The 14,720-nt window shown below is 41.4% G+C and carries 11 protein-coding genes; 2 read left to right on the forward strand and 9 right to left on the reverse strand.

Annotated features, from left to right (window positions below):
* Window positions 1-3: 3 nt before the first annotated feature.
* The 7 genes from ACED28_RS13915 to ACED28_RS13945 all read right to left on the reverse strand — a co-directional run bounded on the left by ACED28_RS13915 (window position 4) and on the right by ACED28_RS13945 (window position 7,569).
* Window positions 4-1,509, reverse strand: a complete 1,506-nt coding sequence (locus tag ACED28_RS13915) for an inactive transglutaminase family protein (protein ID WP_009846363.1) — start codon at window positions 1,507-1,509, stop codon at window positions 4-6.
* A 17-nt stretch (window positions 1,510-1,526) separates the two neighbouring features.
* The gene (locus tag ACED28_RS13920; protein WP_009846364.1) at window positions 1,527-2,267 is read right to left on the reverse strand and encodes an ATP-dependent zinc protease; all 741 of its coding nucleotides are present in this window, start codon (window positions 2,265-2,267) and stop codon (window positions 1,527-1,529) included.
* A gap of 264 nt (window positions 2,268-2,531) precedes the next feature.
* Window positions 2,532-3,503 carry a tRNA 5-methoxyuridine(34)/uridine 5-oxyacetic acid(34) synthase CmoB gene (gene cmoB, locus ACED28_RS13925; protein ID WP_009846365.1) on the reverse strand — a complete coding sequence of 324 codons (972 nt, stop codon included), beginning with the start codon at window positions 3,501-3,503 and terminating at the stop codon, window positions 2,532-2,534.
* Between the two features lie 182 nt (window positions 3,504-3,685).
* Window positions 3,686-4,414, reverse strand: a complete 729-nt coding sequence (gene cmoA / locus ACED28_RS13930) for a carboxy-S-adenosyl-L-methionine synthase CmoA (protein ID WP_122046862.1) — start codon at window positions 4,412-4,414, stop codon at window positions 3,686-3,688.
* Between the two features lie 139 nt (window positions 4,415-4,553).
* Window positions 4,554-5,459: a DUF72 domain-containing protein gene (locus tag ACED28_RS13935; protein WP_371710094.1), complete on the reverse strand. Its 906-nt coding sequence runs from the start codon at window positions 5,457-5,459 to the stop codon at window positions 4,554-4,556.
* A gap of 348 nt (window positions 5,460-5,807) precedes the next feature.
* Window positions 5,808-6,680, reverse strand: a complete 873-nt coding sequence (locus ACED28_RS13940; protein WP_041472829.1) for a patatin-like phospholipase family protein — start codon at window positions 6,678-6,680, stop codon at window positions 5,808-5,810.
* A gap of 334 nt (window positions 6,681-7,014) precedes the next feature.
* Window positions 7,015-7,569, reverse strand: coding sequence for a hypothetical protein (locus ACED28_RS13945; RefSeq protein WP_371710095.1), 555 nt, complete (start codon window positions 7,567-7,569; stop codon window positions 7,015-7,017).
* 411 nt (window positions 7,570-7,980) lie between these two features.
* Here ACED28_RS13945 and ACED28_RS13950 point away from each other — a divergent pair, with 411 nt between their 5' ends.
* Entirely contained in the window at window positions 7,981-9,489 is a 1,509-nt protein-coding gene (locus tag ACED28_RS13950; protein ID WP_371710096.1) for a DUF3360 domain-containing protein, read from the forward strand.
* 115 nt (window positions 9,490-9,604) lie between these two features.
* Here the strand turns inward: ACED28_RS13950 and ACED28_RS13955 are convergent, their stop codons facing one another.
* Complete coding sequence (locus tag ACED28_RS13955) at window positions 9,605-10,531, reverse strand: hypothetical protein (RefSeq protein WP_371710097.1); 927 nt, start codon at window positions 10,529-10,531, stop codon at window positions 9,605-9,607.
* A 294-nt stretch (window positions 10,532-10,825) separates the two neighbouring features.
* Window positions 10,826-11,161, reverse strand: coding sequence for a cytosolic protein (locus ACED28_RS13960; protein ID WP_371710098.1), 336 nt, complete (start codon window positions 11,159-11,161; stop codon window positions 10,826-10,828).
* Between the two features lie 328 nt (window positions 11,162-11,489).
* Here ACED28_RS13960 and ACED28_RS13965 point away from each other — a divergent pair, with 328 nt between their 5' ends.
* Complete coding sequence (locus ACED28_RS13965; protein ID WP_371710099.1) at window positions 11,490-14,720, forward strand: hypothetical protein; 3,231 nt, start codon at window positions 11,490-11,492, stop codon at window positions 14,718-14,720.

Genomic DNA, 14,720 nt, shown 5'->3' on the forward strand with positions numbered 1-14,720 from the left:
AACTTAGTCCTCCGCTAGCGGTTTAAAGCGACGAAGCTCGGTTAGACGGTAGCCTGTGTAGTTACCTAGTAACAAGATGGTCGCTAGAATAACAAGCTGTAAACCAATAAAGTTAAACGTTAAGTGCTGAATGAACGGGTTAGTCATACCTAAGTAAACAAGCACCGCGGTAAATAGAGAGCCGCCACCTTGAAGTACAACTTCTTTCGCGCCTTCTTCTTCCCAAAGGATAGACATACGTTCGATAGTCCAAGACAAGATAATCATTGGGAAGAACGTAATTGATAGGCCTTCTGTAAGTCCGATTTTAAATGCGACGACAGTAAATATCGAAATAATCATAATTACCGTAATAATTACAGCGGATATCCTGGCCACGAGCAATAGGTTGAGTTTGGATAAGTAACTTCGAATTACAAGACCAGTACCGACAATCAGTAGGAAGCCAACAATACCGGTAACCAACTGTGTTTGAACGAATGCCACGGCAATCAGAACGGGCATGAACGTACCAGAAGTCTTAAGACCTATGATGACACGTAGGAACACAACAATCAGAGCACCGATAGGAATCAGCATGATGGTTTTAAACATCGCTTGCTCTTCTAGCGGCAGACTATGAATGGAAAGGTTTAACAGTTGATCCGCTGATACTTTACTGTTGGTTGCTTCAGTTGGAGTAACTTCCTGAGCAATCATAGAGAAGTGAACTTTACTGTTCTGACCGCCAACCACGTCTAATAGAGATACATTTGATTCATCCCAAATTAGCAGGTTTGGTTGAACTTGCTGCTCGCTAGATTCAGGAGAGAATAGAACCCACTGGTTATTATCCCAAATTTGGTTCATGTGTTGGATTGATTGGCGACGACGTCCGTCTTCCAGTTCAATAACACCGACGACTTTGTTGTGGATTTTAGCGGCAGAAAGTAGCTTGTGTGTCGCTTCCACTTTGGTCATATTATTCAGAATCAGCGCTGAGTTTTGGCTGTCTGGATCGTTAAGCGTTTTGATTAACTCACGAGTAAAGGTGATGTTGTCTGCTGAGCGCTTGGTTGCTCTGTCAATTAAAGCAAGGGCCGCGGCTTCTTCAGGACCATCAAAGCTTGGTTGAGCCACATCACCTTCTGGAGGTGTTGAGGTAACGTTCGCTTGGCTATCGACTAAGAACTGTGTCTTGTAGTAGATAGTCTGCGGACCATCTGCGTGACGAATTGACCACTCAGCACGGCGACCTGAATCTGTATTCAAGTATGAAATGCCGTAGCCTGGTGATGAAGCTGACTCGCCGATAAGTGTAAAGTTAGACTGTGTGTGAGGTGCGGCTAGTGAAACTTTTGCTTCTTTGCCCACTGCATTGAATTCGATACGAGCTTCAATGTCCCAAACCTGATTAGTTTCGCCTGGAGTCCAGGGTACACCGTAGGTTGTATGTCTGAACATACTCAGAGTTATACCTGCCACGATGAGCAGGAATATAGAAATATAAAATGGAATTCTTGACGTCATAGCTTACCCTACTATTGTTATTTAACTTCCGTTTGTACGTACTTTTTACTTACATCTACTAGCGCTATGTCTTTGATAAATTCGCGCCCTAGTAATACAGGGTGACTCATTTGAGAGCGATCCGCCAATGTAAATTGCGCTTTTTCATGGATTTTTCCGACTTTTACCCATAATTCGATCACAGCTCGACGTTCTGTTTGATCATTCGTCGATTGACGGATTTTCACATAACGTACAACGGGCGCTTCGATCCATTTTTGGTCTTCTTTTGCTTGTGCTTTATCTGCCAAATGGAACTTAACCCAATCTTTACCGTTGCGTTCGAATTCTTTGATGTCGACGGCATTTAAAGAAGAGGTGGTTGCGCCAGTATCAACACGAGCATCGAAGCTTTGTTTGATAGAGTCGATCGATACTTTTTCAATACCGCCTAGAATAGTCGGCTGTGATGTAGGAGCGGTAGGTGCAGCTGCAACGGCAACAGGCTCGGCTTCTTTTAGCTCTTCAATGACCCTGTGTTCCATACTGGTCAGGTGAACATCTAATTGACTAGAAAGAGTGGTAATTTCGTCTTCCAAGCTTTCAATATAATCACTTTGATTACTTAGCTGCAGTTCAAGATTTTGAACCTTGTTTGCGATGTTTGTCTCTGAGCGGGAAATAGCGTCGAGAGTTTCTTGATGGTAGGTAGCACCGCTCGTGAGGGTGCAACCAGAGAGCAAACCAACCGCCACGATAGGCGATAATCGCTTAAACATATAAAAACCTTTGGAAATTAGAGAATAGTTCAGACTATTTAGAAGTTTATCCCACAAAAAAGATGCGTGAAGCATCCTATTGTAAGAGTCTGGTCATATTGAATCGCAATGTGAGCGCTACGAAAATTATTGTCACTTAAGGGCGCTCACTTATTAAACATGAGCGTAACTTTTGTACAATTAGTTCTCTTTTTTATCAAAATTCCCACATATAAATAACGGTGGCTGTATGACGACAGAGCTTATGGTTTTGTGTAACAGAGCTTAAGGTTTTGTCGCTACTAGAATCGCACGCCTTGGTGCTGGGTGACCTTCTACGGTTTTACTTGGATCATTAGGGTCTAAGTAATCCGGTAGAGAGTTGTGTGTCATCCACTCCGTTGTGCGTTGTTCGCCAATCGTTGTAACATTTTCATCAACGATACGCACGTCTTCAAAGCCTACCTGTTCAAGCCAGCGTTTCAGTGCGCGTGCAGATGGGAAGAAGTAAACGTTTCTCATTTGCGCGTAGCGATCTACAGGCACAAGAACAGCGTTTTCGTCACCTTCAATCACTAACGTTTCAAGTACCAGTTCGCCACCAGATACCAATTGGTCTTTTAGTTGAATCAAATGATCAAGTGGTGAACGGCGGTGGTAAAGCACGCCCATGCTGAATACAGTGTCGTAAGCTTCCAGTTTTGGCAGTTGCTCAATACCTAGAGGTAATAGGTGAGCACGTTGGTCGTCGCCCATCAATTTACGAATGGCTTCAAACTGAACCAAGAATAAGTGAGAAGGGTCGATACCCACCGTTAAGCGAGCACCTTCACCTAGCATGCGCCACATGTGGTAGCCGTTGCCACAACCTACATCGAGAACCGAACGGTTTTTCAATGGAGAGATATGTGGAAGCACACGATCCCATTTCCAGTCACTGCGCCATTCTGTATCGATGTGAATGTCGTGAACTGTGTAAGGGCCTTTTCTCCAAGGGTGGAAAGTCTTCAGTAAGCTTTCTAACTTTTTAAGTTCACCAGTGTGGAACGGTGTAGAGCTGCCAATCGTCACTGAGTTTTTCAGATCAACTTGATCAGGTACACCTTGCGGGATTTTATTCAGTGCACGTAACCAACGGTCGAAGTCGCCGTGTTCTGCATTTTGCCAATCCGTCAGCTGTTGAGGAAGAACATTAAGCCACGGCTGAAGGCGAGTGTCTTGGGCAATGAGTTGATAAAAATTGGCAAAATTAAACATAGTTTTTCACTGAGTTAATAGGGTCAATAAACCCTAAAATAGAAATTAAATTTGTCATTCCCTACAGTGAGGGACGAACATGATAGGGAGTCTCGGTTTATCGTACTTGATAGAGATCCCCAACTCGCTCGTTCCTCGCTCTTGAGGATGACATTTTAGTACTAGCTGACTGGGTATGTGCGCTATTTAATCGCGAACATTGAACCGAAGTTGAAGCATTGGAACCACACTTCGCTACTTGAGAAGCCAATCTTTTCAAAACGTTGCTTGTGAACTGTAATCGAGTCAGGACGCATCACGTTTTCAATTGCGCTACGTTTCTGGCTGACTTCTAGCTCGCTGTATCCGTTAGCACGTTTGAAATCATGGTGCAGGTCGATAAGCAGTTCATTTGAGCTTTCGTCTTCGAATACGTACTTTTCAGAAAGGATTAAGATTCCGCCCGGGCGTAAGCCTGCATGAATTTTTTCAAGCAGAGAGTATCGGTCGTCAGGAGACAGAAATTGCAGTGTAAAGTTAAGCACCACAACAGAGGCGTCTTTGATTTCCACTTCACGGATGTCGGCTTCAATCACTTCTACCGGTGTGTCACTGCGGTAGGCGTTTACATGCAGCTTACAGCGTTCAACCATGGCTTCTGAATTATCGATAGCGAAAATCGTGCAGCCTTCTTGCTGAATGTGACGACGCATAGAAAGTGTCGCAGCACCAAGCGAGCAGCCAAGGTCGTAAATATTTGAATGTGGCTTTACAAAGCGTTCAGCCAGCATGCCGATTGCAGAGATGATATTGCTATAGCCAGGCACCGAGCGTTGAATCATATCCGGAAATACTTCAGCAACCCTTGCATCAAAGGTGAAGTCTCCAATTTTATCAATAGGAGCGGAAAAGATATTGTCTGTGTTGCTCATGGCATTTTCTCTCGACAGTCAGCGTAATTGGCACAAAATTCATACCAAATAAAAGGGGACGTATTTTACGTAAAAAAAGCGCGGCTGTCACGAAAACTGAGATTGATGAAAGTGAACGCTTGTTAGTAGTTGTTTACTATCAAAACATCGAGATTTGATGGTCACCTTTTTGAGCCGGAAACTCCGCCAAATTAGGCAAGGTTATCTTTGTGTGTTCAGCAACTTGCGTCTGTAATTGCTTATAGATAGCAATCGCCAACTCAGGGGCGTGATTATTGTCTGGGGTGTGGATCATTAAATAAGGTTGTTTTCCTTCGTTTAACCAAGTCGGTAATTTCGCGAACCAAGGTTTAAAGAAAGCCAGATTGGGTTCCTGATCTGGATGTCCAATAAAGCGAACCATCGGATTGTTTGCCGTCGCAATGGCATGAACCGGAACACGTGGTTTCTTTTGATGCGCGTCGATCACCGCTTCTGTGGTTGGTGGTGCGGAGAAAACAGGACGGCTATCCATAATGATGCGGTTGATCCCTTCTTCTACTAACCAATGATTGAAACGTTTTTCGGCATCGCCTTTATCAAAGAAACCAAGGTGACGAACTTCGACGCCGAGCTGCATGTCTTTTGGAAACAAGGTACAAAATTTTTGCAGGGCAGGCAGCATGCTGGGTTCGAAGCTATGGGGCAATTGAATCGTCCACTGACCAATGCGCCTATGTAGGGGCGACATGGTGAGCAGAAATTCTTTGAGTTCGGCTTGGCAATGTTTTAAGTGCTGCTGGTGGGTGATGAACTTAGGCAGCTTAAAAGTAAACTTGAAATCATCGTGACTCGCGGCTTTCCAGTTATTGACCGTTGAGACACTGGGTGTCGCATAGAAAGTCGTGTTGCCTTCAACGGTATGAAAAACTTGGGTGTATTTTTCTAAGCGCTCAGCGGGTTTTGTTCCTTTACCATAGAACTGACTTTGCCACTCGGAATGAGACCACATTGTTAACCCAAGTCTTAGAGGTAAAGTTTCTGTTGTTATTACACGAGCATCCATCTATTACACCGTTATTTATCACGCCATCAGTCATTACAAAAAGTTTTTGGGTTGAAATTAGGGCGTGTTGATCTTTCGAGCTGGTTTTTGCAGCGAGTTGCTGGGTATTTATACAAGGCAGAGGCTTTGATGTGTAGCTAGCCTACATGAGAAGCCGATAACGTAGTAGAAATGACCAGCAAACGCTGCCCGAAGGGTTCGGCTAAAAGCGTTTTACTCTTTGTTGAGGGAGATTTGCTTAGAATGACTAGGCTACTTCTCCCTCGCCGCGATTAAAACGCTTTTATCTCGAACAAAATTTAACCGCGAAAGGTCAACACGCCCTAATCTCATTCAGCAGCAAATACATTAAAGTCGATTGCCCAGTTTAGCCTGTGCCAAATGGTAGCCTCTGTCTATCATCTCTTGTGAGCGATCAAACTCTAAGGTGCCACAGGCATTACGTGGGATTTCAAGCGTAATATCGGCAGGATAAGCGGCCAATTTTTGGCGAGCAATGGTCGATTGCATCGCATCAAACGCTTGGTTGGCAATGTCGTAGGCTGCAAAGTTAAAGCTCATTTTACTTTTTACACTGCTACCGAGATTATCGATAAAGTGAACAACCTTTTCGTGCAGGTTGCTCTCTTTTGTTGGTAGGGAAACAGGTATCACTTCCTGTTGAACAATTTCAGGTTCGCCGCCTAAGTTCACAGCAAGAGTAAAGTCTGTCTTATCACCAAAGGTAGGCGCAATCGGTACGGGATTGAGTACCCCGCCATCAATCAGCGCTTCGCCATTAATCACATGAGGAGTGAAGAACAATGGCAAAGAGATAGAAGCGCGAATGGCATCAAACAGAGAGCCTGATTGCAGCCAAACCTCTTTTTCATCGGCGACGTTAGCGGCAACTGCGGTATAAGGGATAGGCAGTTCTTCAATTGAAATCTCACCGATCAATCCACGCAGTGTATCGATGATCTTGTCCCCTTTGAAGATACCACTCGACTGCCATGAAAAATCCAACATCATCGCCATATCCGATTGGTCGATACTGGTGACCCACTCTTCAAATTCATCCAATTTACCCGCCGCGTAAACACCACCGATAAGTGCGCCAATTGAACAACCAGAGATGGATTTTATCTGATAGCCATGCTCAATTAACCAACGGATGATTCCAACGTGAACCAAGCCTCTTGCGCCACCACTGCCAAGTACCAACGAGATCGTTTTTTCCATCGTACTCATCCTTTAATTCATTAGCTCTTCAAAGCTTTGGGCAAAAATTATATCACTTCGTGTCAGTGTAAGCTGTGTAATGCTTTGAAAACTGCACCACCTGCGTGCCTAAATGTGTCGCGGATTGAGATCGGGCAGCTTAAGTTGATTGCTGAAACTCATAGACTTTAGACTACCGCACTAAACTAAAAGTGAGTCATTCCAGTAAGCCTAAGCGCGACTAGGAATCTGCTTTCCGTTAGCGCTTGATACAAAAAAGTCGCCCACTTGAAAGCGAGCGACCTCTTGTTGTTCATTGTGTTTTTGAGCTCATTCTGTAAGTGAGAACAAAGAATTACAACACGCGTAAGCACTCTTCTGGCGACAAGCTCAAGAGCGTATTGGCGAAGTTAATCTTCTCATCACGCCATCTCAATGCTGCCTCTCGACCTTCTTGTGCGTGTCTGTCGGCCTCAAAATAGCTTTTTCTTGGAAGCCCGTCTGCTGGCGTCATCACCATAGACTGTTCATTCAAGCGAAGCGTAAACAAGAACTGACCACGTTGTCCGGTTTGCGCTGCAGGGTGATGCAATGTGGTATCACAGCAATAGCGCCTATCACGCAGTGCGCGGCATGTGTACTCAAAAGCATCTTGAGCACCACGTCCAGGGAACGCGGTATAAACACTGATGCCATCACGTTGCAAAGACTGCTCACCCGCCGCGAGTTGCACCGCATGTTGGATCATCCTAAAGCCCAGAACCACGCCACCAATGCTGTTCAATCCACTGTATTGAATTGCGCCTTCTAAGCTCAGATGAAGTTTGTCTTCCCCTTCATAGAGAAAGAGAGCAGGCGATGCCCAATCGCTCTTTGGAATAAGCAGTTGAGTAATATCCGAGTGTTCCATGTTGGTCTCCGCAACAATGAGTGTGTTTGAGCCCACAAGGTAACGTAATGAGAATTATTATCAATAGTTTTTAACCAAAAACGTACCCCAGAAACCACTCATCGATGGATGCTATCTGATGCTTTAACGCCAAGCATTTCTTGTTAGATATTCATTTATTACCAATAAAGCTCATCGCCTACAAATAAACAGACACATACTATCTACAGGGTCTAATACTAGTCGTCCGACTCTACGACTAATGTCTAACCGACTGAGTCTATTTGTTTTTTTTGGTTTGGTATAAGGTACTAACAACTAAATGTTAATGAATTTTTAATGATAAGTTGACGCATTGTTTTCACTTCATGCCGTGAGTCAACAACGTTTGTTGGAATAACACACCTCAGAGTGTGAACGAAAGGAATCAAAATGAGCACTACTTTAGAGTCCGCACATATACAAACAGAGAAGCCTCAAGTCCATGAGGATGAACTCACCTATGAACAACAACATAAACCAAGATCGGAATTTGATTCCCGAGAACAGTATCTAGAACACGAATTGCAAATCATGTCGCCTAAGCGCTGGCGTCCAAATTTGCCGTTTAAAGATTATCGATTTGAGATAGAAGACGCCATCCCAGCGATGGCGGCGACCATTGGTAAAGTGGTTATGGTGGGCGCTATTGCAGCCACCTTTGCTGGGGCTCTCGGATTAAATGAAGACTTCATTCTAGAAAACGTTCGTTATGAACTCCTCATCGCCTCTGTTTTCATTATTATTTTCTCTGGCTTCCTATTGCCGACCGCAAACCTCGCAGGTACACACGGCCCACTCATTCCTTTAATTCCGATTGTGGTTGCAGCAGGCGGACACCCTATGGCGTTTGGGTTATTGATTGGCGCTTTTGGCCTCATCTTAGCCATCAGTAAAGGTGGCAGCATGTTGGCCAACCTCACCAGTAAAGGCGTATGTGGCGGATTATTGCTCTACCTTGGCTTTGTTGGAACCGCTTCTCAAGTGAAAAAGCTGTTCGCTTGGGCTGAGGGAATCGGCATGAGCCATATCGCTTTTGTCGTGATCTTTTGCACCATTATTTTGTACGCGCTATTGGAACACTTCCGTAAACGTTGGTTAGCCGTCCCTCTTAGCTGCTTGCTAGGCGGTACGATTGCATTTGCCATGGGTGCCCCATTCGCTTTCCACACTGAGCCAGGCTTACCTAACATGAACCCTATGTATTGGTGGGGAGAAGATACAGGTTGGATGCTAGGCCTACCAACGATTGAGCACTTCATGGTGGTATTGCCGTTTGCAATTTTGGCTGTCGCTATGTGGTCTCCAGATTTCTTAGGGCATCAAGTATTCCAAAAGATCAGCTACCCAGAGCGTACCGAAAAAGTACACATGAACATCGACGACACCATGACCACGGCTTCAATTCGTCAAACGTTCGGTTCTCTGCTCGGTGGTACTAACTTTACTTCTTCATGGGGTACTTACATCGTACCGGCGGCGATTGCTAAACGCCCTATTCCTGCTGGCGCGCTACTCACAGCTCTATTCTGTATCATCGCCGCAGTTTGGGGTTACCCGATGGATTTAGCTATCTGGCAACCTGTACTGTGTGTGGCGCTGATTGTTGGGGTATTTGTTCCATTGCTAGAAGCTGGCATGGAAATGACGCGTGAAGGAAAAACCACACAGTCGGCTGCTATTGTTGTGTTCTCTTCAGCGCTCGTTAACCCTGCATTTGGCTGGGCTCTCACCATGCTGTTGGATAACTTAGGCTTAGTCGGTTGTAAAGAACGCAGTAGTGAACTGAGTAAAATGAGCCGCTGGGTGTTGCCTGGCACTATGTTTATTGTGCTAAGTGGCGTAATGGCATTGGTTGGCCTTCTACCGGGGATTCCAGCGATTATCCCAAGTTTTCGTTAAGCTCGATTAATATTGAGTTTTAGTCGGAACACAAAAAGGCCTCGCACACGCGAGGCCTTAGTTTTATCTGCGTTCCAACGAACAAGCAGCTAACAATTGACGATGGTAAACCAAATCAACTAGAGAGCCATTCATCCAGTACTGTGATGAATTTAGGGTTGATTAGATAGCCGATAGAAGCATGTGGATTGCTTTTTCCGTTGCGAATATTGAGATTGTAAATGGGGTGAATATCTTTCATTCCGCCGGGTATCAGATCCAGTTCGAGCATATCCTTAAAGTCATTTCTAATTTTGTTGTCATGAGAGATAAAATCATCTTCTGCCGATATGTTTATCCATTGCTGAATGTTTAAAGGGTACTTCTTCTCATCTTTCAAGCGGCTCCCTTTTAGCCTGTCTTTTACGTTTTCATCGCCTAACGGTGACCCGAGCGTAAGCAATAAATTGACCTTCTTATTCGCACCATAGTCGTGTCTATACTCTCCGTAATGAGACAACTTCCATAACACGTCATAGCTGATCATCGACCCGAGACTGTGCGATACGATCATCACATCATCTTGATTATCAAGCGCTTCCTTCAGTTCAACCATTAGCCTATGCCTGACATCGCTACCAAAATAGGTATCTTCATTCCAATAATGCGCCATATCCGGCGCGACCTTCGTTATAAGTGTCTCAGCCACACCCAGCTTTCCAAATAGCGATGAAAAAGTATCTGCCAACGCCTCTTTTAGAAAACCAACTTTAGATACCTTGTTATACGTTGTTTTATTGAACTGGCTTGTCTTGTACTTTTTGAGTTCAGACAGCGCTTGTTGTCGACTTGCAGGGTCTTCCGTTGGTTTATCTAACAATGTGTTTGATAGTTCTCCGTAATAGACAAACCGTTTATCGACATCTTTAAAAGCTTGTAATGAACTTGAGTCTCCACAATCTCGCTGCAAGCCATGCTCTATAGCCTCGTACCAGAGTGCTTGAAGGGAATCTTTATCGGGCTTTTGAGCGCGACCATGAATGAATATTATTTTCTTAGCCATAGCAGGACGTCCTAAACACATAGTTAAAGTGATTATCAGCAGAAAGCACCACTAGATTCGGTCAGCCCTTACCAAGAACAGCAGCGCTAAGGACGTATCTAGGAGTGGTTGATAGACCATTTATATAACTATGAGGCCGTCGTTTAAGGACCATAAACGAATGAACGATGCGATCATTACTCGCAAATTGAAATGAATGTATCTAGCAAAACCTCCAACTCACAAAAAGGCCCCGCACATGCGAGGCCTTAGTTTTATCTATAGAATGATTACAACTGCCCTACTTCAATGGCTTTAATCCATTCGGGTAATGAAGGTTTGTTCGTCATCGACAAAAGCCACGTAGTCGCCGTGATAGATGAAAACACGACCAAGCTCTTCACCAATACACGTTAGTTGCGGGTTCAAGTCTTTTTCAAGATCTAGGTTTTTAAATGTTCCGGTGTCGGTGCTCACGCCGCAAAGTGCCGGCAAAAAACCATAGCGCTTGGCTTGATCAATCAGGCTCAATTCACTGTTGCTAGAGAAGTAAGATGGGATTGGACCTGCTTCTTCGATAAACATCGGTTTTAATTCTTCAAAGGCGGTAATCACCAGCCAGTCGACGCCGTTTACATGATGGATAAACATAGTGGTTCTCGATATTTCTAATGCGGGGATTCTACAACTATCAGGAAAAGAACATAGCGCCAATTGCGTAACTAAGGACAAGGTTCAACCCACTTGCCATCGATAAACGTACCCTAACTGTTGATGATGACTAGCGCCACCTTCCCGCTCCATATTTCTGATGTTACTTGGTCGCCACCTTGAGATATCGCAGTTCTTTATAACAGTTAAGTCATTAGACAAAAACAAAAAATGAGACCCCAGCAAAATATAAACAATTAGGCATACTAGATAAAAATATATATAATTCAATTCCTTACAGACCAATTATTGATAAAAAAGTCAACAAATGAAAAGACAATACAACTTTCGAAAAGAATTGACCCAATGTCTGAAAATTAAGGACACTACAACTTTTATTGCCACCCTCAGAAAAAAGTTAAGCAATCCTATTTTTCAAGCGTCGCTATTATTCAGCAAATCCAAGTTTTTAAAAACTCCGTTCGGTGGCGATGAAAGCATGATTCCTGGTGGTGACCTTGACCATGTGCTGTCGATAATTCTTATTAAGCTACAAAAAGAAAAGAAACTACTAGCGTCCTTTAATACACTAAAGTCGCAATATGAACATCAAGTGTTAAAAGGTCAATTTGAAGAAGCTTTGGACACAATTGAAACAGTAAAAAACGTTTCAGGTTTATCTTGCTGGTTTGTTGAGTGCAAGTTTGCGCTATTAGCATCGTTAGAACGATATGAAGAGTTTGAAGATTTCTACAATACGCTAATGAAAAACATTAAGTCAGATCTTGAGAAAAGAGATATTGATCTTATTTTTGAGCGGACTTCACCCAATAGCATCGCAGAAAGAGTGGAATTTTCATTAGATTCACTAAAAGAAGGCCTCGTACAAGAAAAAGCTTTTGATGCACACATAGTAGACTTTCTACATCGATTCGATGCATCAAAGCGATATGATACAGAAACTATCCTTTCCTATTTCTGGCAAAGTAATATCGTAGATATTTATAACATTATATGCCGATTACTGTTTAGTAACTCAATTGAGGGTAATTCAGTTACAAAGCTAAAAAGTATATTCATTGATCTAGCAGATTCTACTGGATCTGTAAAATTGAAAAATTTCTTTTCCCATGACTTTGAAGATTACCTAGATAAAAACATTGAATCAGAGTTTGTAAATATATGTGATACATATATTACTGGGGACTATAAATACTGTATTAGTCTATGTGAAGACTTTCTTAAAAACTACCCTCACGCTACTTCAATATACGAGTTTTATTGTAATTCTCTTTTCAATGAAAACTGGATTACAGCATTGGAGAATAAGAGTCTACTTAAAGAATTGATTGAACTTAATCTAGAATATAACAATGATAATGATTCCAAAATAAATAAAATATTTCTCAGATTCAACAACCTTGACTCAATTCAATTTATCTCACTTAGAAACAAGAAAAAGATAATTTCATTTTCAGAAGATAAACTTGAATCTATTGAAAATATCTATCATTTCTTTGAGTGTACTGTAATACCAAGTAATCCATTCAATCCTAAATTACAAATCAAAGACTCTATAAGCTCAACGATTACCAATAACTCTGAAGCATACATCAATGGAATTCCTGAATATAGAACTAGAAAAAGACTAGCTGACAAACACTTTCATGAGAGAGAGTTTTCACTTGCAATTGAAACGTATATGGGAATAAAAAACACGCCTAATCACATGGTCAATGAGATTAGCAACAAAATAATTTTGTCTTACTTTAGTAACAACCAAGTTGACCTGGCCTGCAAATATATTTCAGATATGTATTTTTCAGGAAACCTAAGTATTGAAAGGCTCGATAAAAAACAAATTATTGATATTCTCGAAGACTGTGATCCTGTCGAGGAGCCAATGGTCGAGATTCCAATAAGCCTTTATCTTCTAACCAGCAAAAAAGACTCCCATATAGTTGCATTACACCTAGATGATTACTTGGATTTTATGGATCTAAGAAAGCCAAGTGATATAAAAATATCTGATGAGATGCATAAATTCATGCTTCATAAAGTTTGTAACTTAGACGTTTTAGAGTCCTTACACATTATTAGGAAAGTATACCCGACATCCAACGATAGGATGCTAGACAGGACACTAATCTTATCTAAATTAAAAAATGATCTATCATACAAAGAAGAAGAAATATCTAAAGAATTAGAGTTCCTTCAACATCAGTTTTCTAGGAACCTCTGTGTATCTGATGTCGCTCCTGGTAAAATAAACATTAATAATGAAATGATAGCTCAGATATTTAAATCTGAGAGAAAAAATGTAATATCTAACTTACAAATATCCTATTCAAAAGAAAAGGATAACTTTGAATTTGAATTTGATAAAATATCTTGCCAAGTGAATACTAACTTATTTGTTAGCGCATACGAGTTTTTCATGGCTATACGAGATATCTACACACTCGACCAGAAATACGGTTTAGATTATCAGTTAAATACAAATATTAGACATAACGGTATCGTGCCTTCACTAAGATCAATATTTGAAAGTGAAGGAATTATTTGTGACCATGAAAATAATCAATACAAAGATAACATTATCTTCGAGACAGAGTGTCGTAGTCTCCTTGTTAGGTATAAATATGAGGAACTTCAAAATAAAATAAAACTATTTTCTAAGAATGTTGACACTCGTTTAAACAAACTAAAATCTGTTTACATGCATGTGGCAACTAATGATAAAGACGATAAAGATAAACTATTTAAGATCATAATTGATGAGTCCGATATATTTAAATTACTCGTTTTCATGAATGACAAGAATGACATTGACTCTTGTATAAATTACTGTCTAGGAATAATGACCAACAAATCGGAAGAGTGTCTAAAATTAGGTCGTGCGCTTATAAACGTTGGATTAGGAGAACTATTCAAAAAGGAGTTAAAAAGTTTAGAGACATCTCTCAAAGGAACATTCTCTAAGAAATTTGTAGACGCCGTTTCTATAACTAGAAATGATCTAGATACTCGATTAGAAAGTATATCAGAATGGTTAAACTTCTCAGAATATAGTGCTGATGACTTTTTATTAGAAGTCGCATTATATGAAGCCAACAGTTTTTTAGATACAATATTCTGTAATGTCAACGTGGAAATGGAAATAAACAACACATTTAATAGTAAAATAAATGGCAAATACTTAATGTCATTTATTAATATTTTTATATTGATTTTTGAAAACGCCTGCAAGAGAAGAAAAAACAAAGAAAGTATCAAAATAGTTATAACTACCTCACTCGTTGGTGAAAATGTGTCTATAGAGATATCGAATAAATCATCAACCATAGACAAAGAAGTGATAAATAAAATTAATAGCGATATAAACGATATAAGCAAGTTGGATAATGCAAATAAAGAAATCAATAGTGGGATATATAAAGTAAAGAAACATTTAGAGATAGATATCTCTGCTAAGAATAACATTTATATTCAAAGTTCAGGGGATGAGTTTATATTTAACATCGATATTGACACTCTCAGTATTTGTTCAGGAGTATAA

Origin of the sequence: Vibrio sp. 1F253 (genome assembly GCF_041439295.1) — a bacterium.
Taxonomy (GTDB): Bacteria; Pseudomonadota; Gammaproteobacteria; order Enterobacterales; family Vibrionaceae; genus Vibrio; species Vibrio tasmaniensis_A.